Below are 23,468 nucleotides of genomic sequence, written 5' to 3'. Positions count from 1 at the left end.
AATTAATTCTTAATCGGTGATGAAGTGAATAGCGTATATAGAGAAGGGTATTTCTGCGGCTAGAAAAAATGATCAAATCGCTAAAGAAGTGACGGGAGAGGGCGATAAAGATAAGCGTGACAGGTTGAAGGGAAAAATTTTCACCTGGTCCTAAAAAAAATCTAAAGGTTGTTTAAGGGCAGACGATAACAACATTGACGGCGCTGAAGCCGGCGGGTTGAAGCCCACACCTTAACCGAAAGACTTGATTAACAGGAAAATTATCATGGCCCAAGTCATTAATACCAACAGCCTCTCGCTGATCACTCAGAACAACATCAACAAGAACCAGTCTGCTCTGTCTACCTCTATCGAGCGTCTGTCTTCTGGTCTTCGTATTAACAGCGCTAAAGATGACGCAGCGGGCCAGGCAATTGCCAACCGCTTCACCTCTAACATCAACGGCCTGACTCAGGCAGCGCGTAACGCTAACGACGGTATCTCTGCAGCGCAGACTACTGAAGGCGCACTGTCAGAAATCAACAACAACTTGCAGCGTGTACGTGAACTGACCGTACAAGCACAGAACGGTACCAACTCTGATTCTGACCTGTCTTCAATCCAGGACGAAATCAAATCACGTCTGGACGAAATTGACCGTGTTTCTGGTCAGACTCAGTTCAACGGCGTGAATGTGCTGGCATCTAACAACTCTATGAAAATTCAGGTTGGCGCAAACGATGGTCAGACCATCTCAATCGATTTGCAAAAAATTGATTCTTCAACTCTGGGTCTGAGCGGTTTCGGTGTTGATAAAACTGCACTGAAAACCAGCGATGCTATCACTCAGGTTGGCGCGAGCGGTTCACTGAAAGATGTTAATTTGTCTTCAGTTGCAACGGCTCTGAAAGTTGATGCAAGCTCTCTGTCACTCAAAAACGTTCAGGACTCAACTGGTGCTGCTACTGCAAACTATGTTGTTTCTTCTGGTAGCGACAACTATTCAGTTTCTGTAGACGATGCAACGGGTACCGTTACTCTTAACACCACCGACGTAACTTATGATGACACCACTAACGGCGTAACTGATGGTTCTATGACCGGTAAGTTTGTCAAAGTAGGTGCAGATGCAACTGGTGGAGCAGTTGGTTATGTTACCGTTCAGGGTAAAGACTACAAAACGGACGCTGGCGCATTGGTCAACAGTGCTGACGCGACTGGTACTCAGAACGTTGCCAGCGACATTGGCGATATTGCTGATACCGCTAACGCCAGCCTCTACGATGGTGCCGCGACTTCAGATCCATTGGCTCTGCTGGACAAAGCTATCGCTAAAGTTGATACCTTCCGTTCAAGCCTGGGTGCGGTGCAGAACCGTCTGGACTCTGCAATCACCAACCTGAACAACACCACCACTAACCTGTCTGAAGCACAGTCTCGTATCCAGGATGCTGACTACGCTACTGAAGTTTCAAACATGTCTAAAGCACAGATCATCCAGCAGGCGGGTAACTCAGTGTTGGCTAAAGCTAACCAGGTTCCACAGCAGGTTCTGTCTCTGCTGCAGGGCTAATCGCTCTAAGCTCCTTGCTTATCAAACCCCGCTTCGGCGGGGTTTTTTTATGGAGAAAATACAATGACCAACCTTCTGATACCGCATATTGGTGAGCTGCTTACTTTTAGGCAAATTGATGATAAGTATCGTCAGGATATTAAGCACCAAACGGGTTTGCCTAATAGCGGATTTTTAAGGCCCAACGGCACTCACAAATTACCTCGTGCCATCTTCGCGGAAGCTTCGCTGAACGGGGACATTGATGAACTATTGTTTGTTGGCGATGGTAAAGGTAACTATCGAAGGAACTTTATAAATCTGCTCACCAACAAAAATAGCATTTGGGTTTTTCGCCGTACAAATTCACGCCAAAATAAATGGCGGGTTGCTGGCGAAGCCAGAGTGGACGCATTATTAAAGCCCAATGAGGGTGAGTTAAAGAAACTCTTAAAGAAATCAGGTCATAAGTTGATCGAGCAAGATCAACGCTGGCAGCTTATAAATACGCAGGGCGAGCCGCAGTTTAGTGCCGCCCGTGATTTCACCTATGCAGTGAAACTCATCTATACCCAACAGGCTGAAATACCTAAAGATGAGGATAGTGAGGATGTTGGCAGACGGATTGAGCGTGAAGTTTTGGTAAGAATGGATCAGCAAAAGCTTCGAAACACATTATTCAACTATTATCCTGGCTGTGTGGTCACGGGCTTACCCCACAATAAACAAGCAGCCTCGTGGCTTGAAGCTGCGCACATCGTAGATGACAAAAATAGCGACAAACATTTTTGCCATAATGGTCTGGGCAATGGTTTGCTGCTGCGTAGTGATTTGCACCGCTTATTTGATGCTAAAATTCTCACCATAAATCCTGACAATGGTACGGTTGAACTATTAACCCATGATGCCGCGTTACTGAAAGCATATGAAAAAATTAACGGTAGAATCTGTAAACACTGGGATGAAATTAAACATCACGCCAAAATACAGTTTTTGAAGCGACATTATTATGCTTGTCAGGAAAAATTTAAGAACATGCGCTAAGGTTCGTTCTTGTTTACGTGATACCTGCATATAAATAATATGTGGGTATAATAATCCTCACAGGACGTGATGTATGCGCATTCTTCTATTCGTTGTTCTGCTGTTAACCGGTTGTGCCGCACCAAAACATCCACGTACTCATCTTAACCTTCCGCCGCCGCCGTTGGTGACCGATATCAACAGCTATGTTGCTGGGATCAACTATTCCATCACAACGCAGTTATTTGATGCCGATACTTATGCAGGCAAAACCTGTGATGTGCGACTTGATTTGGACGAGAAAGGACAACTGACAGGTTTCCATGTCTTAACCGGCGATTTGGGTTTGTGCACGGCCGCCTCAGATGCGTTAAAAAATGCCACGTTCCCGGCGCCCCCGTCGCAAGAGATACACAAAATGTTCACGCAACCGGTGATACATTTCGCCCCAGAGAAGTAAATCGGTCGCCATGAATGGCGCCCCTACGAAAACCCAGGCAAACGACTGCAGCGTCGCCATGAACGGCATAATGCTTGTCAGTTAAGAGATGAAAACCCCAACTACCTGGCGCACACATTGTAGCGGCGCAATTTATTGCGCGATAAATCGCGCCGCTACGGTATGTACGGTAATTAATACGGGGCTTAACTGATCGGCATTACGCCATGAACAGCGCCCCTACGAAAACCCAGGCAAACGATTGTAGGGTCGCTATTCATGGCGACCTAACACGGTTGCTACGCCCGTCGACCAGCTTTCGCAACGTGGTGGTCCGCGCACTGTTCGCGCAGAAGGAGTTCAACAGTCCGATCGAGGATCTGCTGTGGGTTGCGGACGACAACAAGCGCAAAAACTATCTATGCCGCTTGAGCCTTACCTGAAAAACAGCGAGTGTTTCTCTATTTACGACGCAACGATTTACCTGCCCCAAACCTGCCATCCCCACGCAATCCGCTTGAAGCTTCTCCGGCTTATCGCTAAGGTAAGCGCGTTTTTTCGCCGCCAGGAAACCTCATGACCACCATCGCGCTCATTGACGACCATGTGATCGTCCGTTCGGGTTTTGCTCAATTGCTGGGGCTGGAGCCGGATTTTCAGGTTGTCGCCGAATGCAGTTCCGGGCGGGAAGCGCTCACCCAGTTGCCGGGGCGCGGCGTGCAGGTATGCATCTGCGATATCTCGATGCCGGACATCTCCGGGCTGGAACTGTTAAGCCAGCTGCCGAAAGGCATGGCGACCATCATGCTGTCGGTGCACGACAGCCCGGCGCTGGTGGAGCAGGCGCTCAATGCCGGCGCGCGCGGGTTTCTTTCTAAACGTTGCAGTCCCGATGAACTGATCGCCGCAGTGCATACCGTGGCCAAAGGCGGCTGCTACCTAACGCCGGATATCGCCATCAAGCTCGCCTCGGCACGGCAGGATCCGCTCACCAAACGCGAACGCCAGGTGGCGGAGAAACTGGCGCAAGGCTTAGCGGTGAAAGAGATCGCTGCTGAACTCGGCCTGTCGCCAAAAACCGTTCACGTTCATCGCGCCAATTTGCTGGAAAAGCTCAACGTCAGCAACGACGTTGAACTGGCGCGCCGCATGTTTGATGGCTGGTAATGCAGCCACTCTTTTCACGGCTGATTGCCGTCATCGCCAGTTTTTGTATCTTCTCCGCCGCGTGGTTTTGCCTGTGGAGCATCAGCCTGCATCTGGCGGATCGTCCTGAGCTGGCGGTGCTGCTGTTTCCCTTTGGCCTGCGCCTCGGCTTGATGTTGCAGTGTCCACGCGCTTACTGGCCGGTGCTGCTCGGTGCCGAGTGGTTGATGCTGTATGGGTTATCCCGCGAAGTGGCGCTGGCGCATCTGCCGCTGCTGATGCTCGGTAGCTTATTAACACTGCTGCCGGTGGCATTGATCTCCCGTTATCGTCATCAACGCGACTGGCACACCTTGCTGTGGCAGGGCGGAGCGATGATGTGCGCGGCGCTGTTGCAGGCATTGCCGTGGCTTGCTGAACCCGCCGCGTTAAACGCGGTGCTGCTGACGCTAACCGGCGCGCTGACCATTGCGCCCACCTGCCTGGTGATCTGGCACTACCTCACCAGCACCCGCTGGCAGCCGCTCGGCCCTTCGCTGGTTGGACAGCCGGTTAACTGGCGCGTGCGTCATCTGTTTGGTTATGTGCTGCTGTTTATTGTCAGCTTGTGGTTGCAGCTTGGATTGCCCACGGAGCTGTCACGCTTCACACCATTTTGTCTGGCGCTGCCGATTATCGCGCTGGCGTGGCATTACGGCTGGCAGGGCGCGCTGATCGCTACCTTAATGAACGCTATCGCCCTGATCGCCAGCCAGACCTGGCACGATCACGCGGTCGATCTGCTGCTCTCACTATTGGCGCAAAGTCTCACCGGGCTGCTGCTGGGCGCGGGTATTCAGCGTTTACGTGAACTCAATCAATCGCTGCAAACCGAGTTGCTGCGCAATCGCCGCCTGACGGAACGCTTGCTGGAGACCGAAGAGAGCGTACGCCGCGAAGTGGCGCGCGAACTGCACGATGATATCGGCCAAACTATCACCGCGATTCGCACCCAGGCCGGGATCATGCAGCGCATCAGTCCGGAAAGGGGTGTGAAGCAGAGCGGCCTGTTGATTGAGCAACTATCACTCGGCATCTACGACTCCGTGCGTCGACTGCTTGGGCGCTTGCGTCCGCGGCAGTTGGACGATCTATCGCTGGAGCAGGCTATTCGTTCGCTGATGCGGGAAATGGAGCTGGAAGGGCATGGCATCGTCAGCCATCTCGATTGGCACATCGACGAAGCGCGACTGAGTGAAGCACAGCGCGTCACGCTGTTCCGCGTTTGTCAGGAAGGGCTTAACAATGTGGTGAAACACGCCAGCGCTCGCGCCGTCACGCTGCAGGGTGTCTTGCAGGACGAACGGTTGTTGTTAGTGATTGAAGACGACGGCTGCGGCTTGCCCGTGGGATCCACGCCACACGGTTTTGGTCTCGCCGGCATGCGCGAACGCGTGACGGCATTAGGCGGCGCGCTGGGGATCTCCTGCACCCATGGCACGCGCGTCAGCGTCACGTTACCGTTGCGCAAGGAATAGGCAAAAGATGATGTTCAGATTTCTCCAGGCACCCGCCAGCGCGCGGCCACTCGAGGATAACGCGACCATTGATGCGCGCTATCGCTACTGGCGGCGGCACATCATGATCACCATCTGGCTCGGCTACGCGCTGTTTTATTTCACCCGTAAAAGCTTTAACGCTGCGTCACCGGAAATTCTGGCCGCAGGCGTGATGACGCGCACTGACATCGGCCTGTTAGCGACGCTGTTCTACATCACCTATGGCTTGTCGAAGTTTTTCTCGGGCATCGTCAGCGATCGTTCCGATGCGCGCTACTTCATGGGCATTGGGCTGATGGCGACGGGCGTGGTCAATATCCTGTTTGGCTTCTCGACCTCGCTGTGGGCGTTCGCGCTGCTGTGGGTGCTGAATGCGTTTTTCCAGGGATGGGGATCGCCGGTGTGCGCGCGCCTGCTGACCAGCTGGTTTTCGCGCACCGAACGCGGCGGCTGGTGGGCGCTGTGGAATACGGCGCAAAATGTTGGCGGTGCGCTCATCCCAATGATCGTCGGGGCCGCCGCGCTGCATTATGGCTGGCGCGCCGGCATGATGATTGCGGGCGGATTGGCGATCGTTGCCGGCATTTTTCTGTGCTGGCGGCTGCGCGATCGTCCGCAAACCGTGGGTTTACCGCCGGTGGGTGACTGGCGCCACGATGCGCTGGAGATCGCCCAGCAGCAAGAGGGCGCGGGGCTAAGTCATAAAGAGATCCTCGCTAAATATGTGCTGCTTAACCCTTACATCTGGCTGCTATCCCTGTGCTACGTGCTGGTGTACGTGGTGCGAGCCGCCATCAATGACTGGGGCAATCTCTACATGTCCGAGACGCTGGGGGTGAATCTGGTGACGGCTAACTCGGCGGTCACCATGTTTGAACTCGGCGGCTTCGGCGGCGCGTTGGTGGCGGGATGGGGATCGGATAAATTGTTCAATGGCAATCGCGGACCGATGAACCTGATCTTTGCCGCCGGCATTTTGCTCTCGGTGGGATCGCTGTGGCTGATGCCCTTTGCCAGTTACGTGCTGCAGGCTGCGTGTTTCTTTACCATCGGCTTTTTTGTTTTTGGCCCCCAAATGTTGATCGGCATGGCGGCGGCGGAGTGTTCGCACAAAGATGCGGCGGGCGCGGCGACCGGTTTCGTTGGTCTGTTTGCCTATCTGGGCGCGTCGCTGTCCGGCTGGCCATTGGCGCGGGTGATCGATGTCTGGCACTGGAGCGGCTTCTTCGCGGTCATCGCCTGCGCCGCGGGGATTTCGGCCTTGCTGCTGCTGCCGTTCCTGCATGCCCAAACGCCGCGTCAGCGCGAGGAAGTGTGATGCATCCCCGCTTTTTGCGCTTACATCGACAAAACTAAGAAATTTTCCCGGTTGCGCCGGGCAGTTGTCTCAGGCTGAAACCGCTGCTGATTTTTACAATGCCTGCCATCACGCAGGTCATTAATCAGGAGCACTCCATGCTGGCTTTCTTAAATCAGGTGCGCAAGCCGACCCTGAATCTGTCGCTCGAAGAGCGGCGCAAGATGTGGTTCAAACCCTTTATGCAGTCCTATCTGGTGGTCTTTATCGGCTATCTGACCATGTATCTGATCCGCAAAAACTTCAACATTGCGCAGAACGATATGATCACCACCTACGGACTCAGCATGACGCAGCTGGGGATGATTGGGCTCGGCTTCTCTATCACCTACGGCGTCGGTAAAACCCTGGTTTCCTATTACGCCGATGGCAAAAACACCAAGCAGTTCCTGCCGTTTATGCTGATCCTCTCGGCAATCTGCATGCTGGGCTTCAGCGCCAGCATGGGCGCGGGTTCGGTGAGTCTGTTCATGATGATCGCGTTTTATGCGCTCAGCGGATTCTTCCAAAGTACCGGCGGCTCGTGTAGCTACTCAACCATCACCAAATGGACGCCGCGCCGGAAACGTGGCAGTTATCTGGGCATGTGGAATATTTCGCATAACCTGGGCGGCGCGGGCGCAGCCGGTGTGGCGCTGTTTGGTGCTAATTACCTGTTCGATGGTCATGTGGTCGGCATGTTTGTTTTCCCTTCACTTATCGCGCTGGTGGTGGGCTTTATCGGTCTGCGCTACGGCAGTGATTCTCCAGAATCCTACGGTCTGGGCAAAGCCGAAGAGTTGTTTGGTGAAGAGATCAGCGAAGAGGACCAAGAAACCGAAGATCAGGCGATGACCAAGTGGCAGATCTTTGTCGAATACGTGCTGAAAAATAAAGTGATTTGGCTGCTGTGCTTCGCCAACATCTTCCTGTACGTGGTGCGAATTGGCATCGATCAGTGGTCGACGGTGTATGCCTATCAGGAGTTAAAACTGTCGAAAGAGGTGGCAATCCAGGGCTTCACGCTGTTTGAAGTCGGTGCGTTAGTCGGCACGCTGCTGTGGGGCTGGTTGTCGGATTTGGCAAATGGCCGTCGCGCGCTGGTGGCGTGCGTGGCGCTGGCGTTGATTATCGCCACGATCGGTATCTATCAACACGCCAGCAATCAATATGTTTATCTGGCCTCGCTGTTTGCGTTGGGTTTTCTGGTGTTTGGTCCACAACTACTGATTGGCGTGGCAGCCGTGGGCTTTGTGCCGAAAAAAGCCATTGGCGCTGCCGATGGCATCAAAGGCACCTTTGCTTACCTGATTGGTGACAGTTTCGCGAAGTTAGGCTTAGGGATGATTGCGGATGGCACGCCGATCTTTGGCTTAACTGGTTGGGCCGGTACCTTTGCGGCGCTGGATGCGGCCGCGATCGGCTGCATTGCGTTGATGGCGATGGTGGCGGTGTTTGAAGAGCGCAAAATTCGGCGCGAGAAACGCCTGCAACGGCTCAAAGCGGCATAATCGTGCGCCCCGGTTTTCCGCCGGGGCTTTTTTATACGTTAATCCTGCTGACCTAAAACAAATTTATGCGCGGGGGAAAGGACGATTTTAGCTGACACCCTACATCCACAGAAAAGTAACCAACCTGTTACAGTCCGCTCTCACCTTGCCGATAACTCCCTTCAGAACCATTCCCATTTTTTGAACCACATTTTTCCGTTTCTGGGGTGTCTATGCGCTTCAATTATGACTTGTTACCGGGTGAGCTACTGACCTTCGAAGAGATTGCCCTGCGCTACACGCAGCAACATCCCGACGAGAAAGAGCTCACTGCACGCGGGTTGCTGAGCCCGTCGACCAGCTTTCGCAATTTGGTGATTCGCGCGCTGTTCGCGCAAGAGGAGATCAACAGTCCGATTGAGGATCTGTTGTTTGTCTCGGACGACAACGAGCGCAAAAACTATCTGCGCCGCTTTGAGCACTACCTGAAGAATCAGCAGGCGTTTCTTTATTTTCGTCGCAACGAGGACGCGCGCAAAGAAGGGCGCTGGAAAGTGGTGGGCGAAACCCAGGTGTTTGCCATGCTCGATCCCAATTCGGCGGCGGCGCAGAACCTGCTAAACAGCCGCGGCTATAAGCTGGTGCTGATGCGTCAAACGGAAGAGGATGAGTATTGGCAACTGTTCGATGCGCAAGCGCATCCCTGTTTCCCACTGTCACGCAAGATCCAATTCCTCGTGGTGCTGAGCACGCCACAATACAAAGTACCGAGCGGTGTGATGCCCGGCACCGAAGTTGGGCGACGCGTAAAAGCCAAAGTATTGCAGCGCACCAGCCAGGCGGAATTCACCTCGGCGGTCAAAGCGCGCTACGGTGCCTGCATCATCACCGGCACGCAGTTGACCGAACGTCACAGCTGGCCGTGGGTGGAAGCCTGCTATATCGATACGCAAGAGAATGAAGAGGGTTTTCTGGCGGATAACAGTGCGGATAACGGCTTATTCCTGCGTAGCGACCTGCAGCGGTTGTTTATCAACAAAATGATAAGCATTAACGCGGAAACCGGTGAGGTGCTGTTTAATCCTGCGCTGGAAACTGAAGCGTTGATTACCCCTTTTTATCAGGCACTTGAGGGCAAAGTTTGCGCATTATGGGACGCGGTGCCGCCTGGCACGCGGAAAAGGCTGCGTAACTTGCGCTAGCGCTCGCGCAGATGGCGGTGCGATCCACCGCCATCCATAACAAATTTGAAATAACCTCGCTTTTGCCCGCCTATTCTGCCAATCAAAACCCCTACAGAATTGGATAATCATGCCGATAACTTTACTAACGCAGGGTAGTCACCGTGAACGATCTCTATACCGCCGATGGCGTGATGGATAAACATTCGCTCTGGCAGCGCTACGTTCCTCTGGTGCGGCATGAAGCGCTGCGCCTGCAGGTACGTTTGCCAGCCAGCGTTGAGCTTGACGATCTGCTGCAGGCTGGTGGCATTGGCTTATTAAATGCCGTGGAGCGCTACGATGCGCTGCAGGGCACCGCCTTTACCACCTACGCTGTGCAGCGTATCCGGGGAGCGATGCTGGATGAGCTGCGCAGTCGCGACTGGGCGCCACGCAGCGTGCGCAGAAATGCGCGCGAAGTCGCGGGTGCCATGCATCAGGTAGAACAAGCGTTGGGGCGCTCGGCTACTGAGCAGGAAGTGGCTGAACGACTGAATGTTTCGCTCGAGGAGTATCGGCAGATTCTGCTCGATACCAATAACAGCCAACTCTTCTCCTACGACGAGTATCGGGAAGAACACGGCGACAGTGCGGAGCTGGTGACGGAGGGGCACGAGGAAGCCAACCCGCTTCATCAGTTATTGGAAGGAAACCTACGTGACCGCGTAATTGAAGCGATTGAGGCGTTGCCTGAACGTGAAAAACTCGTGCTCACACTGTACTACCAGGAAGAACTGAACCTGAAGGAGATTGGCGCGGTGCTGGAAGTGGGGGAATCCCGCGTCAGTCAACTGCACAGTCAGGCGATCAAACGCCTGCGTGCCCGATTATCGGGGGCGCGCTAACAGACTCAGTTCCTGGCGATCGAAAAAAACAATAAAACCGGGGACTCAGCAATGGGAGCCAAAGTTAAAGCCAGACCTTTAAGTCGCTATCTTAAAGACTATAAGCACAGCCAAAGCAATTGTTCACACTGTGGCAAAGTTTTAGATCGTATGGCGTTAGTCTTTCGCGGCCAGATCATCAATAAAGAGGCCATCGCACGCATGGACCAAATGATTGACGATCAGGTGTGGATGAAACTCCAGCCAGAATTGACCGCCTTGTGTCGTTTCTGCAGCGATATTTTTTGTAACACCCATCCGAATTACTTCGACATTATGGCGTTTAAGCAATATCTGTTCGAGCAGACGGAGATGAGCCACAGTACCATTCGTGAGTATGTGGTACGTTTGCGTCGGCTTGATGACATGCTGAAAGCGAAAAATTTCCCCGCCGATCGGTTGAGTGGAAATAGCTGGCATGAATGCCTGGAGAACGATCTGCCTGATGCGGGTAATAACAATTACCGCATTGCACTGCGTAAATATGACCAGTTTTTAGGCTGGCAGCAGGGCTGATTGTGATCCCACCCTTGTTGTTGTCGAGCATGACAGCAACAAGGGCAGCCTGCATTGAATTCCGGGTGCGACTTTTCTCATCTTCTGCAACACTGTAGGGATAACTGCACATTGCCCGAATGGAGGCTGCATTGTCTTTACATCTTCTGCACCAGTTCCCCCGTCTTGAATTACTCGGTGCACCGACGCCGCTTGAGCATTTGCCACGGCTTTCTGACTACCTTGGTCGCGATATCTTTATTAAGCGCGATGACTTTACGCCGGTTGCCCTCGGCGGCAACAAGCTGCGCAAACTCGAATTCCTCGCCGCCGATGCGCTGCGCGAAGGCGCGGATGTGTTGTTAACGGCGGGCGCAATTCAGTCCAATCATGTGCGTCAAACAGCGGCGGTCGCGGCAAAGCTGGGTCTTAAATGCGTGGCGCTGCTGGAAAACCCAATTGGCACCACAGCAGAAAACTACCTCAGCAACGGTAACCGTCTGCTGCTCGATTTGATGGATGTGGAAATCGTCATGGTCGAGGCGCTGCACAATCCCACCGCACAGTTGGCCGCTCAGGCCGAACACCTCGAAGCGCAGGGATTCCGTCCGTATATTGTGCCGGTTGGCGGCTCCAATGCGCTCGGCGCGCTCGGCTACGTTGAGTGCGCGCAGGAGATTGCGCATCAGAGCGAAGGCGTGGTGGATTTCGCCGCCGTGGTGGTGGCCTCAGGCAGCGCGGGTACGCATGCCGGTTTAGCGATTGGTCTGGAGCAGCTGCTGCCAGATACCGAGCTGGTGGGCGTGACGGTTTCGCGTAAAATTGAGGCGCAGCTGCCGGTGGTCGAACGCATCCGCAGCGCGCTGGCTGAACAGCTGGAAGTGCAGACGCAAGCGCCGATCACCTTGTGGGATGATTACTTCGCCCCGCGTTACGGCGAGCCGAACGAAGAGGGGATGGCGGCGGTGAAGCTGCTAGCGCGGCTGGAAGGCATCATGCTCGATCCGGTTTACACCGGTAAAGCGATGGCCGGCTTAATCGATGGCATTGCGCAAAATCGCTTCCGTCGCGAAGGGCCGCTGCTGTTTGTGCATACCGGTGGATCGCCAGCGTTATTTGCTTATCACCCTTCGGTCTGAGAAAGATTTTAAAAACAGTTTATAATCCGCCGGTTATTGCAACGCGCACCCACCGTAGCGGCGCAATTTATTGCGCGATAAATCGCGCCGCTACGGAATGTGCGGTGAATGAATCACGGTAGTCGTAAGATGCGCATTTATGCGCAGCAAAATAAGCACACAACAACACATCACAATAAATGGGGTAAACATGACTTTCTCTCCTATTCGTCGCCAAGTGGTGATGGGCATGATGGCGGTCGCGCTGGTTGCGGGCGTTAACGTTAAATCCTTCGCAGCAGAAGATTTGCTGGCAAAAGTGAAGAGCAAAGGCGAGCTGCGTGTGGGTCTGGAAGGCACCTATCCGCCGTTCAGCTTCCAGGATGAAAAAGGCCAGCTGACCGGCTTTGAAGTCGAGTTCGCGCAGGCGCTGGCGCAGCACCTTGGCGTGAAAGCCGATCTGCGTCCGACCAAATGGGACGGCATGCTGGCATCGCTGGATTCCAAGCGTATTGATGTGGTGATCAATCAGGTGACCATCTCGCCAGAGCGTCAGAAGAAGTATGACTTCTCCACGCCGTACACCATTTCTGGCGTGCAGGCGCTGACGCTGAAGCAAAACGCGGCGAGCATCACCAAGCCGGACGATCTGTCAGGCAAGAAAGTCGGCGTGGGTCTCGGCTCTAACTATGAACAGTGGCTGCGTGACAACGTCAAAGGCGTGGATATCCGCACCTATGATGATGACCCAACCAAATATCAGGATCTGCGTTCCAAACGTATTGATGCCATTCTGGTGGATCGCTTAGCGGCGCTGGATCTGGTGAAGAAAACCGGCGACACCATGGCGGTAGCGGGCCCAGCCTTCTCACGTCTGGAATCGGGCGTGGCGCTGCGTAAAGGCAACGACGATCTGCTGAAAGCCATCGACTCCGCCATTGCGGATATGCAGAAAGATGGCTCGCTGAGCAAACTGTCTGAGAAATGGTTCGGCGCGGACGTCACTAAATAATGCAGGAAAGCTTACAGCTGGTGCTGGATTCAGCACCATTTTTACTGAAAGGCGCGCTGTTCACGCTGCAGCTGAGTATCGGCGGGATGTTCTTCGGCCTGATTCTCGGCTTCGTGCTGGCGCTGATGCGCCTGTCGCACTTCTGGCCGATCAACTGGCTGGCGCGCATCTACGTGTCGATTTTCCGTGGCACACCGCTCATCGCCCAACTGTTTATGATCTATTACGGTCTGCCGCAGTTTGGTATCGAGCTGGATCCGATTCCGTCGGCGATGATTGGCTTGTCGCTGAATACCGCCGCTTACGCGTCTGAATCACTGCGTGGCGCGATTGCCGCGATTGAACGCGGGCAGTGGGAAGCCGCTGCCAGCATCGGCATGACGCCGTGGCAAACGCTGCGTCGTGTGATCCTGCCGCAGGCCGCGCGCACCGCGCTGCCGCCGCTGGGTAACAGCTTTATCAGCCTGGTGAAAGATACCTCGCTGGCCGCCACCATTCAGGTGCCTGAGCTGTTCCGTCAGGCGCAGCTCATCACCTCACGAACGCTGGAAGTGTTCACCATGTATCTGGCGGCTTCGCTGATCTATTGGGTGATGGCAACCGTGCTGTCGGCGTTGCAAAACCGCCTGGAAGCGCATGTGAATCGACAGGATCGGGAGGGCAAATGAGCGCAATTGAAGTCCGTCAGCTGGTGAAACAATTTCACGGCCAGACGGTGCTGCACGGCATCGATCTCGATGTGGCGCCTGGCGAAGTGGTGGCGATTATTGGGCCGAGCGGTTCCGGTAAAACCACCCTGCTGCGCAGTATCAATCTGCTGGAAGTACCGGAAAGCGGACGTATCAAAGTGGGTGATATCGCCATTGATGCGGCGCTCGGCCTTAATAAGCAGAAGCAGTTGGTGCGCCAGTTGCGTCAGCAGGTGGGTTTTGTGTTCCAGAACTTCAATCTGTTCCCACACCGCTCGGTGCTGGAGAACATTATTGAAGGGCCGGTCATCGTCAAAGGCGAGCCGAAGGCGGAAGCCATCGCACGTGCGCGCAGTTTGCTGGAAAAAGTCGGTTTGCACGGTAAGGAAGAGAGCTTCCCACGCCGTCTCTCCGGTGGACAGCAGCAGCGAGTGGCGATTGCCCGCGCGCTGGCGATGCGTCCGGAAGTGATTTTGTTCGATGAGCCGACGTCGGCGCTCGATCCGGAGCTGGTGGGCGAGGTGCTAAACACCATTCGCGCGCTGGCGCAGGAGAAGCGCACCATGGTGATCGTCACTCACGAGATGAGCTTTGCGCGCGACGTCGCGGATCGCGCCATCTTTATGGATCAGGGGCGCATTGTGGAGCAGGGCGCGGCGAAAGCACTGTTCAGTAATCCACAGCAGGCGCGTACCCGGCAATTTCTCGACAAATTTCTTAACCAATAATCTCAAGCGTCGCTAGATAATGGCGACGCTTCATTTACCTTTCCCGCTCTTTCCTCTCTCAGCATTTTCCTAAAGTTACTTTGCGGTAATTTCGTAATTTATTGAATTTAAACCTTTATTCTATATTAAATCCCTGCCAGCGATAGGACGTTTCTTTATTAGGAAAGTCCCGATTGAGACATCTTTGTAAATATAAATAATTCTTTACAAATTCATGGCGCAATTAGGACATAGCAATGACGACAGCCAGGAAAGAAGTCCTCTGGATCAACACGCTCAAAGGGGGCTGCATTTTGATGGTGGTGTTACATCACTCCATCATCACCACGTTCGCGCCTTCGCTGCATCATCTCACCGCTGGACTGCTGCCCGCGCACTGGTGGGTGGCGTTCAACACCTATCTGTCGCCGCTGCGCATGCCGGCCTTCTTCTTTGTTTCCGGTTTGCTGGCCGCCAGCTCAATCACTAAAAAGAGCTGGCAAGAGGTGTTCACGAAGAAGTTCAGCAACATTGTCTATCTCTACCTGCTGTGGGGCGTGATTCAGTGGCTGAGTATTCACTACATCTCTACGCATTTGGGCGAGCGACTTTCCAGCACCAAAAACGCCGCCTACGCCGACACGCCGTTTGAGTTTGTAAAGCTGCTGATGACCTCAATGACCAGCCTGTGGTATCTCTACGCGCTGGCCGGATTCTTCCTGTTCACCAAGCTGTTCCACAAACAGAAGATGGCGTTAATGGCGCTGGCCGTTGTCGCCACCTACGCGGCGCAGTTCAGCCTGATTCCCGGCTGGGGACCGGCCAGCGTGGCGCAGAACTATCTCTACTTCCTGCTCGGCGTTTACTTCAGTCAGGCATTGATTGAGTTGAGTGAACTGAAGCGTCAGCACTGGTTGATGCTGGGCGGCATTGCGCTGATCGGCATGCTGCATCATGTTGGCGGCATCTATAAAAATCCGTTCTACAGCTTGCTGACCATCGTGTTTGGCATTGTGCTGTGCCGTTTCCTCAATGAACGCTTCAATATGGCGTGGCTCAACTGGATTGGCCGCAACACGCTGCAAATCTACGTGCTGCACCGCATCTTTATTGAGCTGCTGGGGCTGAGTGCGATTGTGCTGGCGGTGCATTATGGCTGGTTTGATAATACCGTCTTTAGCTGGGCTTGGGCGCTGCTGATGCCGATTACCGGCGTGGCGTTGTGTACCAGCATTTCGCTGCTGGTGTGGACGCTACTCAATCGTGGTCCGGGCCGCATCTTGTTTATTTATCCGCGCCTGCTGCGTAAACCGACACTCGCACCCAAAAGCGAAACGCAGTAATAATAATCCTGCCGGGCCAGCTAGCTGGCCCAAAACATGTTTTATCCCAGGTCGCCATGAATGGCGACCCTACGTTGTAGGGTGCGCATTTATGCGCACCTACTAGCACACGGCTAATATCCCTGCTTATCCATTTGCCACATTAAATAATTAACTATTTAGGATTTGAATTAAATCTGGCATGCGAAAGGGTGGATTGTTCTTAATTTCCCGCAGTGATGTCTTTCACACTTATTTTCGTTAAATATCTTTTAGTGACTCTAATTAAGGCAAATTTCCTTAGCCTGCTCAGGGTTCTATTTTTGTCTGGATCTGTAAAGTATTGTTATATCAGGGCCACAAAAAAACATTTAGGACTTTCGCTACATCATGCCCGCGCTACCTGTTGAATAATCGTTTAATAATCATAAAGGCGTCATCGCTTAATTCCTCATACTTCTCCTTTAAGACCTACACAGCAACAGCAGCGGGAGTCATCATATGAATAACGCCAGGAAAGAAGATATCGCATGGATAAATACCCTCAAGGGAGCCTGCATATTACTGGTGGTGTTGTATCACACCGTATTACCTGGATTTGAAGGGACGGTAAAATTATTGACGGCAGGTTGGATCCCGGCCGAAATATGGGTGCAGTTTAATACCGTTTTATCGCCGCTGCGTATGCCCGCATTTTTCTTTGTTTCTGGCTTATTAGCCACCAATGGAATTTTAAATCGTCCCTGGAAACAGGTGTTTACCAGTCGAATTACCAATCTGTTTTATCTTTATATTTTGTGGGGCTTTATCCAGTGGTGGTCGATTGTTGGCATCTCAACCGAGATTACCGGACAGCGTATTTCGCAGAATCTGAATGCGGCGTATGCCGGCTCGCTGCTGGAGTTCTTAAAGCTCACGTTCCTCGCCATGAGCACCTCGTGGTATCTCTACGGTTTGGCGATCTATTTCCTGTGCGCCAAAATCTTCAAACAGCAGAAAGTCGCGTTGCTGGTGGTGGCGATTGCGCTTAACTATCTGGCGGTGGAGAAGATTATTCCGTATTGGGGCCCGCAAAGCGTGGCGCAGTATTTCCTGTTCTTCCTGCTGGGCGCTTTCTGGAGCCCGATGATGTTGCGCCTGAGCGAATGGCGTCGCGATAACATCGTGCCGTGGGCACTTTTGGCGGCGATCTCGGGTCTGCACATCATCTTAGGTCTGGATAAGAGTCTGTTCCTATGCATCCTTGCCGTGCTGGGCAGCGTAGCGGCGTGCCGCTGGCTGAACGCACATTTCAAGATGAGCTATTTGAATTGGGTCGGGCGCAACACGCTGCAAATTTACGTGATTCACCGCATCTTCATTGAGTTCTTCGGGATGTCGGCGATTCTGTTCGCCCAGCGCCATCACCTGTTTGATCACGCGTGGTTCTCAATACTGTGGGCGTGTTTCTATCCGCTGGCGATCGTGGGGATTTGTTCGCTGTGTTCGGTCGCGGTGTGGCAGATGACTAACCGGGGATTGGGTCAGTCGCTGTTTGTGTTCCCAACGTTGATTGGATTGAAGCGGAATAAGTCGGCGGCGTAAAAATGGGTCGCCATGAATATGAATGGCGACCCTACACGTAGGGTGCGCATTTATGCGCACCGGGTTGTTATCGTTAACCGATGGTCATCAAACTCGCATTACCGCCCGCCGCGGCGGTATTGACGCTCAGTGAGCGCTCAATCAGTAAACGCTCCAGCAGCAGATTGGTTTCACCGCGGGCAAAGCCCTGTACCGAAACAATCGCGCCCTCGCGTGCCGCCACCTGCTCGCACAGGCTGCGCAGTTGGTCGGCATCACCGTGATAAATCACCGCATCAAACTCTGCTACCAGCGCATCCTTCACTAACTTCACGTGCGCTTGCACCTCTGCAGGTAACGATTTACGCAGTGAACGATGCAGCTCATCGTCCTGCCACAGCGCCTGGCTGCCAACACTGGTCACCGCCGCCAACTGCGTCAGCGCATCGTCTTCATTATCCGCGATGCACAGCACATGTTCGCGCGGCAGCAGGGTGAAGGTGTTACGCTCGCCAGTTGGGCCTGGCAGCAAACGCACAGTGCCGGCCTGCGCCAGCTCGTCATAACGTTGACACAGCGCCAGCAGTTCGGGTTTATCTTTTGCCCACTGCTGCAATGCCTGATGCGCGCGCATCAGTTCCGTGCGCACCGTGCTATCAACCGGACGCTCGGCATCCTGACGATCAAAGGTGATACGCAGCGCGCCATCAGGACGATTGGCCAGCAAGCGATAGAGATAGAGCGGGCCGCCGGCTTTCGGACCGGTTCCGGATAAACCTTCACCGCCGAATGGCTGCACGCCAACCACCGCACCCACCATATTGCGGTTGACGTACAGGTTGCCGACTTTGGCGTTCGCCGTCACTTGCGCGATGGTTTCATCAATACGCGTGTGCACGCCGAGCGTCAGACCGTAACCCGAGGCGTTGATCTGCTCCACCAGCTGCGGCAAATTGTTGCGCGCGAAACGCACCACGTGCAGCACCGGACCAAACACCTCTTTATCCAGATCGCTCACCTGATTCAGCTCAATCAGCGTGGGTTTGATAAAGGTGCCGCTGTTCCACTCTTTGCTGTCCTGTGGATTCTCCTGTGCCGCCTGATAGACGGTGAAGCCTTTGTTGCGTAGCGCCTGAATGTGGCGTTCGATATTGGCTTTTGCTTCGGCATCAATGACCGGACCAATGTCGGTTGAGAGGCGTTCCGGATTGCCCATGCGGCATTCCGCCATCGCGCCACGCAGCATTTTCAGCGTGTGATCGGCCACATCATCCTGTACGCACAGCAGACGCAGCGCCGAGCAGCGTTGACCGGCGCTATCGAACGCCGAGGCAACGATATCGACCACCACCTGTTCGGTGAGCGCGGAGGAATCAACAATCATTGCATTCATGCCGCCGGTTTCAGCGACAAGCGGCGTGGGGCGACCTTGTGGATCGAGACGACCGGCCAGATTACGCTGCAGCAGCGTCGCCACCGCAGTTGAACCGGTGAACATCACACCGCGCACGCGCTCGTCGCCGGTCAGTTGCGCACCCACGGTTTCGCCCTGGCCCGGCAGCAGTTGCAGCACGCCCGCCGGCACGCCGGCATCCAGCAGAATTTGCACCGCCTGTGCGGCGATCAGCGGCGTTTGCTCCGCCGGTTTCGCCAGCACGCTGTTGCCCGCCGCCAGCGCGGCAGCAATTTGCCCGGTAAAGATCGCCAGCGGGAAGTTCCACGGGCTGATGCACACCACCGGGCCGAGCGGGCGATGGGTTTCGTTATCGAAATCATCGCGCACCATGCCGGCGTAGTAGTAGAGGAAATCGACCGCTTCACGCACTTCAGCGATGGCGTTGTTGTAGGTTTTACCCGCTTCACGCACCAGCAAACCAATCAGCTGCTGCATCTGGCCTTCCATCGCTTCGGCCGCACGCTCCAGAATGGCGGCGCGCTCCTGCGGCGGCGTGGCGAACCAGATTGGCCCGGCATTCACCGCCGCATCCAGCGCAGCCGACACTTCAGCTTCGCTGGCTTCGCGCACGTTGCCCACCACATCCGCAGGCGCGGAAGGATTAAGCACTGGGCGGCTGACGCCGTCACCTAACTGGCCTTCCACCAGCGGCTGAGAGATCCACGGCTGGCTGGCGCTGTTGAGCAGGGCGCTGGACAGCGACGCCAGACGGTGTTCGTTGGCCAGATCGAGACCGGCCGAGTTAGCGCGCTTCGTGCCGTACAGATCGCGCGGCAGCGGAATTTTCGGATGTGGCAGACCGACCGCACCTTCCGCGACGCCCATTTTCTCAACGGCGGCGACGGGATCGGCCACCAGTTCATCCAGCGGCAAGGTGTTATCGGCAATGCGGTTGACAAACGAGGTATTGGCCCCGTTCTCCAGCAGACGGCGCACCAGATACGCCAGCAGCGTTTCGTGGGTACCGACCGGCGCATAAATACGGCACGGACGATTGAGTTTGCCGTCGGCGACTTTGCCCACCACCTGCTCATACAGCGGTTCACCCATGCCGTGCAGGCACTGGAATTCGTACTGTCCCGGATAATAGTTGTTGCCCGCCAGCTGGTAGATCGCCGCCAGCGTGTGCGCATTGTGCGTGGCAAACTGCGGATAGATCAGGTTCGGCACCGCCAGCAGCTTGCGTGCGCAAGCCAGATAGGAGATGTCGGTATACACCTTGCGGGTGTAAACCGGATAGCCTTCCAGGCCATCAATCTGCGCGCGTTTGATTTCGCTATCCCAATACGCGCCTTTTACCAGGCGGATCATCAGGCGGCGACGGCTGCGCTGCGCCAGATCGATCAGCGCATCAATCACAAACGGACAGCGCTTCTGATAGGCCTGAATCACAAAGCCGATGCCGTTCCAGCCTTCCAACTCCGGTTCAAAACAGAGTTTTTCCAGTAAATCGAGCGACAGCTCCAGACGATCCGCTTCTTCGGCATCGATGTTGATACCGATGTCATACGAGCGCGCCAGCAGCGTCAGCGATTTGAGGATCGGATAGAGCTCGTCCATCACGCGCTCATACTGCGCGCGGCTGTAGCGCGGATGCAGTGCCGACAGCTTAATCGAGATGCCCGGACCTTCATAAATGCCGCGACCATTGGACGCTTTACCAATGGCGTGAATCGCCTGTTGGTAGGAAACCAAATAGGCTTTGGCATCGCTGGCGGTCAGCGCCGCTTCGCCGAGCATATCGTAAGAGTAACGGAAACCTTTCTCTTCCAGCTTGCGGGCATTGGCCAGCGCTTCGGCGATGGTTTCACCCGTAACAAACTGCTCGCCCATCAGGCGCATCGCCATATCCACGCCCTTGCGGATCAGCGGTTCACCGCTCTTGCCGATAATGCGATTGAGCGATCGCGACAGGTTAGCTTCGTTATGGGTAGAAACCAGACGGCCGGTAAACAGCAAGCCCCAGGTGGCCGCATTGACAAACATCGACGGACTGCGGCCCAGATGCGACTGCCAGTTGCCGTTGCTGATCTTGTCGCGGATTAGCGCATCACGCGTCGGCTTATCCGGAATACGCAGCAGCGCTTCCGCCAGACACATCAGCGCCACGCCTTCCTGTGAAGAGAGTGAAAACTCCTGCAGCAAACTTTGCACCATGCCCGCGCGGCCCGTTGCGCCTTTTTGGTGGCGCAGCTTATCGGCGAGGCTATAAGCCAGCTGATGAGTTTTCTCCGCCAGCGGGGCAGGGAGACGCGCTTGTTCCAGCAGCATCGGCACCGCATCCGTTTCCGGACGACGCCAGGCGGCAGTGATAGCCGCGCGGCTGACCGACTGCGGTAAAATATGTTCAGCGAAGTCGAGGAAAGGTTGCAGCGCCTCGTCGGGCACGCTCTCATCACCGGCGGCATCAATCAGCAACTGGGGGATTTCTGGCACGGATTCACCGGCTTCCAGCTGCTCAAGATAGTTAAAAATCGCCTGCTTAATGAGCCAGTGTGATGTGCGGTCAAGCTTTTGTGCCGCCAGTTTAATGCGATCGCGGGTGGCTTCATCCAGCTTCACCCCCATGGTAGTGCTTCCCATGATGTCCTCGTCCTCAGAATAGTGATTCAACTCCAGCGTGGCAGCAATATCACCCATGTTGCAACTTTGTGCAACCCGTGTTGCCAGGAGGTCGCCATGAATGGCGACCCTACCTACAACGTCTGGCTTCGTAGGGGCGCCATTTATGGCGACCGGGGTGCAACCAGAGTGTGATCAGGTGCAACCTCTAAGCAGAGAAAACGCAGCATCAGTGTCATCATTGTGACAGCTGTGTTAAATGCATTGTGCGCGCCGCACCTTTGCGGCAGGATACCGCGCCTTAAGAGAAATCGCTTTCTCTGGATGCGGTGAAATCATGCTGCTGTCCCGTTCCGACAGCGCTGATACACAAGATTTCTCTTGATGGATCAAATAATAAGTGGAGAGACTGATGAGTGTAAGTACACCGATGTTGGTGACCTTTGTAGTGTATATCCTTGGGATGGTGTTAATCGGTTTCATCGCCTGGCGATCAACCAAAAGCTTCGATGACTATATCCTTGGCGGCCGCAGTTTAGGCAGCGTTGTCACCGCGCTGTCAGCCGGTGCGTCCGACATGAGCGGCTGGTTATTAATGGGCCTGCCGGGCGCCATTTTCCTCTCAGGTATCTCAGAAAGCTGGATCGCTATCGGCCTGATCATTGGTGCATGGTTGAACTGGCGCATTGTTGCCGGTCGTCTGCGCGTGCAGACCGAGCATCATGATAATGCGTTAACCCTGCCGGACTTCTTCTCCAGCCGTTTCGAGGATAACAGCAAGCTGCTGCGCGTGATCTCGGCGGTGGTGATTCTGATCTTCTTCACGATCTATTGTGCCTCTGGCGTGGTCGCCGGTGCGCGTCTGTTTGAAAGCACCTTCGGTATGGATTACCAAACCGCGCTGTGGGCCGGTGCTGCCGCAACCATTCTCTACACGCTGGTGGGCGGTTTCCTTGCGGTAAGCTGGACCGATACCGTGCAGGCCAGTCTGATGATCTTCGCGCTGATTTTGACGCCGATCATCGTGATTGTCGCCGTGGGCGGCCTGGATGACTCATTGGCGGTGATCAGAGCGAAAAGCCTCGAAAACCTCGACATGCTGAAGGGACTGAACTTTGTCGCGGTGATTTCACTGCTCGGTTGGGGCCTTGGCTACTTTGGTCAGCCGCATATTCTGGCGCGCTTTATGGCGGCCGACTCGCATCACACTATCCGTAGCGCACGTCGTATCGGCATGATTTGGATGATCCTGTGCCTCGGTGGCGCGGTGGCGGTGGGCTTCTTCGGTATCGCCTACTTCCAGAACCATCCCGATCAGGCGGCGGGCGTAAGTCAGAACGGCGAGCGAATCTTTATCGAACTGGCGCGAATTCTGTTCAACCCGTGGATTGCCGGTATCTTGCTGTCGGCGATTTTGGCGGCGGTGATGTCGACCTTAAGCTGCCAGCTGCTGGTGTGCTCAAGTGCCTTGACCGAAGATCTCTATAAAGGCTTTTTGCGTAAAAACGCCAGCCAGAAAGAGCTGGTGTGGGTAGGACGCTTGATGGTGCTGGTGATTGCGTTGATTGCTATCGCGCTGGCGGCCAATCCGGAAAACCGGGTGCTGGGTCTGGTGAGCTATGCGTGGGCAGGCTTCGGTGCGGCGTTTGGCCCAGTGGTGCTGTTCGGTGTGTGCTGGAAGCGTATGACGCGCAACGGCGCGCTGGCGGGTATGGTGATTGGCGCGCTGACCGTGCTGTTGTGGAAAGATTATGGCTACGCAGCGCTGTATGAAATCATTCCAGGCTTTGCGTTCGCCAGTATCGCGATTGTGGTGTTCAGCCTGCTGGGTCGCGGCCCATCCGAAGCGGCGCAGCAGCGCTTTGCGGCGGCAGAAGCGCAATATCAAAGCAAGTAATCCGTAGGGTCGCCATTCATGGCGACCAGGTGCGTAT

18 protein-coding genes are annotated in these 23,468 nt (G+C 54.7%); 17 read left to right on the top strand and 1 reads right to left on the bottom strand.

Features of this window, described 5'->3' with window-relative positions:
* Positions 1 to 265 precede the first annotated feature (265 nt).
* From AC6I8K_RS11415 to AC6I8K_RS11340, 16 genes are all read left to right on the top strand, one after another.
* A complete protein-coding gene (locus AC6I8K_RS11415; protein ID WP_483817638.1) occupies positions 266 to 1,552 on the top strand; it encodes a FliC/FljB family flagellin in 1,287 nt (428 codons plus the stop codon).
* A 63-nt stretch (positions 1,553 to 1,615) separates the two neighbouring features.
* Positions 1,616 to 2,575 carry an HNH endonuclease gene (locus AC6I8K_RS11410; RefSeq protein ID WP_497826748.1) on the top strand — a complete coding sequence of 320 codons (960 nt, stop codon included), beginning with the start codon at positions 1,616 to 1,618 and terminating at the stop codon, positions 2,573 to 2,575.
* Between the two features lie 73 nt (positions 2,576 to 2,648).
* On the top strand, positions 2,649 to 3,014 hold the full coding sequence (locus AC6I8K_RS11405) for a cell envelope integrity TolA C-terminal domain-containing protein (protein ID WP_497826747.1): 366 nt from the start codon (positions 2,649 to 2,651) through the stop codon (positions 3,012 to 3,014).
* A gap of 555 nt (positions 3,015 to 3,569) precedes the next feature.
* Positions 3,570 to 4,160, top strand: a complete 591-nt coding sequence (gene uhpA / locus AC6I8K_RS11400) for a response regulator transcription factor UhpA (RefSeq protein ID WP_497826746.1) — start codon at positions 3,570 to 3,572, stop codon at positions 4,158 to 4,160.
* A complete protein-coding gene (gene uhpB, locus AC6I8K_RS11395; protein ID WP_497826745.1) occupies positions 4,160 to 5,656 on the top strand; it encodes a signal transduction histidine-protein kinase/phosphatase UhpB in 1,497 nt (498 codons plus the stop codon). The genes uhpA and uhpB overlap by 1 nt, the downstream gene beginning before the upstream one ends.
* Positions 5,657 to 5,666: 10 nt before the next feature.
* On the top strand, positions 5,667 to 6,995 hold the full coding sequence (locus tag AC6I8K_RS11390) for an MFS transporter (protein WP_064739656.1): 1,329 nt from the start codon (positions 5,667 to 5,669) through the stop codon (positions 6,993 to 6,995).
* Between the two features lie 137 nt (positions 6,996 to 7,132).
* Positions 7,133 to 8,524, top strand: a complete 1,392-nt coding sequence (uhpT, locus tag AC6I8K_RS11385) for a hexose-6-phosphate:phosphate antiporter UhpT (RefSeq protein ID WP_064739089.1) — start codon at positions 7,133 to 7,135, stop codon at positions 8,522 to 8,524.
* A 212-nt stretch (positions 8,525 to 8,736) separates the two neighbouring features.
* The gene (locus AC6I8K_RS11380) at positions 8,737 to 9,705 is read left to right on the top strand and encodes an HNH endonuclease signature motif containing protein (RefSeq protein WP_483817632.1); all 969 of its coding nucleotides are present in this window, start codon (positions 8,737 to 8,739) and stop codon (positions 9,703 to 9,705) included.
* 143 nt (positions 9,706 to 9,848) lie between these two features.
* Complete coding sequence (locus tag AC6I8K_RS11375) at positions 9,849 to 10,571, top strand: RNA polymerase sigma factor FliA (protein WP_007891379.1); 723 nt, start codon at positions 9,849 to 9,851, stop codon at positions 10,569 to 10,571.
* Between the two features lie 51 nt (positions 10,572 to 10,622).
* Entirely contained in the window at positions 10,623 to 11,126 is a 504-nt protein-coding gene (gene fliZ / locus AC6I8K_RS11370) for a flagella biosynthesis regulatory protein FliZ (protein WP_064739087.1), read from the top strand.
* A gap of 131 nt (positions 11,127 to 11,257) precedes the next feature.
* Positions 11,258 to 12,244: a D-cysteine desulfhydrase gene (locus tag AC6I8K_RS11365; RefSeq protein WP_494517261.1), complete on the top strand. Its 987-nt coding sequence runs from the start codon at positions 11,258 to 11,260 to the stop codon at positions 12,242 to 12,244.
* 190 nt (positions 12,245 to 12,434) lie between these two features.
* On the top strand, positions 12,435 to 13,235 hold the full coding sequence (gene tcyJ, locus AC6I8K_RS11360; RefSeq protein WP_483817630.1) for a cystine ABC transporter substrate-binding protein: 801 nt from the start codon (positions 12,435 to 12,437) through the stop codon (positions 13,233 to 13,235).
* Entirely contained in the window at positions 13,235 to 13,903 is a 669-nt protein-coding gene (gene tcyL, locus AC6I8K_RS11355; RefSeq protein ID WP_064739084.1) for a cystine ABC transporter permease, read from the top strand. The genes tcyJ and tcyL overlap by 1 nt, the downstream gene beginning before the upstream one ends.
* On the top strand, positions 13,900 to 14,652 hold the full coding sequence (tcyN, locus tag AC6I8K_RS11350) for an L-cystine ABC transporter ATP-binding protein TcyN (RefSeq protein WP_064739083.1): 753 nt from the start codon (positions 13,900 to 13,902) through the stop codon (positions 14,650 to 14,652). The genes tcyL and tcyN overlap by 4 nt, the downstream gene beginning before the upstream one ends.
* 236 nt (positions 14,653 to 14,888) lie before the next feature.
* Positions 14,889 to 15,974 (top strand): acyltransferase family protein, encoded by a 1,086-nt coding sequence (locus tag AC6I8K_RS11345; protein WP_497826744.1) that lies wholly within the window; start codon positions 14,889 to 14,891, stop codon positions 15,972 to 15,974.
* Between the two features lie 480 nt (positions 15,975 to 16,454).
* Positions 16,455 to 17,537, top strand: a complete 1,083-nt coding sequence (locus AC6I8K_RS11340) for an acyltransferase family protein (protein ID WP_497826743.1) — start codon at positions 16,455 to 16,457, stop codon at positions 17,535 to 17,537.
* A gap of 73 nt (positions 17,538 to 17,610) precedes the next feature.
* Here AC6I8K_RS11340 and putA read toward each other — a convergent pair whose 3' ends face one another.
* Entirely contained in the window at positions 17,611 to 21,555 is a 3,945-nt protein-coding gene (gene putA, locus AC6I8K_RS11335) for a trifunctional transcriptional regulator/proline dehydrogenase/L-glutamate gamma-semialdehyde dehydrogenase (RefSeq protein WP_497827244.1), read from the bottom strand.
* 391 nt (positions 21,556 to 21,946) lie between these two features.
* Between putA and putP the strand changes: the two genes are divergently transcribed.
* Complete coding sequence (putP, locus tag AC6I8K_RS11330; RefSeq protein ID WP_064739079.1) at positions 21,947 to 23,431, top strand: sodium/proline symporter PutP; 1,485 nt, start codon at positions 21,947 to 21,949, stop codon at positions 23,429 to 23,431.
* The last annotated feature ends 37 nt before the right edge of the window (positions 23,432 to 23,468 follow it).

The organism is Pantoea sp. X-Soil-ISGK-421, assembly GCF_059730785.1.
The sequence above is the reverse complement of the archived record's forward strand: the minus strand, read 5'-3'. Positions and strand labels throughout refer to the sequence as shown.

What these genes read in the sequence shown, in the direction of transcription:
- AC6I8K_RS11405 (WP_497826747.1), top strand. Translation starts at nt 2,649, where the DNA reads ATGCGCATTCTTCTATTCGTTGTTCTGCTGTTAACCGGTTGTGCCGCA.
- putA (WP_497827244.1), bottom strand. Translation starts at nt 21,555, where the DNA reads ATGGGAAGCACTACCATGGGGGTGAAGCTGGATGAAGCCACCCGCGAT.
- uhpT (WP_064739089.1), top strand. Translation starts at nt 7,133, where the DNA reads ATGCTGGCTTTCTTAAATCAGGTGCGCAAGCCGACCCTGAATCTGTCG.
- AC6I8K_RS11390 (WP_064739656.1), top strand. Translation starts at nt 5,667, where the DNA reads ATGTTCAGATTTCTCCAGGCACCCGCCAGCGCGCGGCCACTCGAGGAT.
- AC6I8K_RS11415 (WP_483817638.1), top strand. Translation starts at nt 266, where the DNA reads ATGGCCCAAGTCATTAATACCAACAGCCTCTCGCTGATCACTCAGAAC.
- putP (WP_064739079.1), top strand. Translation starts at nt 21,947, where the DNA reads ATGAGTGTAAGTACACCGATGTTGGTGACCTTTGTAGTGTATATCCTT.
- uhpB (WP_497826745.1), top strand. Translation starts at nt 4,160, where the DNA reads ATGCAGCCACTCTTTTCACGGCTGATTGCCGTCATCGCCAGTTTTTGT.
- AC6I8K_RS11380 (WP_483817632.1), top strand. Translation starts at nt 8,737, where the DNA reads ATGCGCTTCAATTATGACTTGTTACCGGGTGAGCTACTGACCTTCGAA.
- tcyN (WP_064739083.1), top strand. Translation starts at nt 13,900, where the DNA reads ATGAGCGCAATTGAAGTCCGTCAGCTGGTGAAACAATTTCACGGCCAG.
- fliZ (WP_064739087.1), top strand. Translation starts at nt 10,623, where the DNA reads ATGGGAGCCAAAGTTAAAGCCAGACCTTTAAGTCGCTATCTTAAAGAC.
- AC6I8K_RS11345 (WP_497826744.1), top strand. Translation starts at nt 14,889, where the DNA reads ATGACGACAGCCAGGAAAGAAGTCCTCTGGATCAACACGCTCAAAGGG.
- tcyJ (WP_483817630.1), top strand. Translation starts at nt 12,435, where the DNA reads ATGACTTTCTCTCCTATTCGTCGCCAAGTGGTGATGGGCATGATGGCG.
- AC6I8K_RS11340 (WP_497826743.1), top strand. Translation starts at nt 16,455, where the DNA reads ATGAATAACGCCAGGAAAGAAGATATCGCATGGATAAATACCCTCAAG.
- AC6I8K_RS11410 (WP_497826748.1), top strand. Translation starts at nt 1,616, where the DNA reads ATGACCAACCTTCTGATACCGCATATTGGTGAGCTGCTTACTTTTAGG.
- uhpA (WP_497826746.1), top strand. Translation starts at nt 3,570, where the DNA reads ATGACCACCATCGCGCTCATTGACGACCATGTGATCGTCCGTTCGGGT.
- tcyL (WP_064739084.1), top strand. Translation starts at nt 13,235, where the DNA reads ATGCAGGAAAGCTTACAGCTGGTGCTGGATTCAGCACCATTTTTACTG.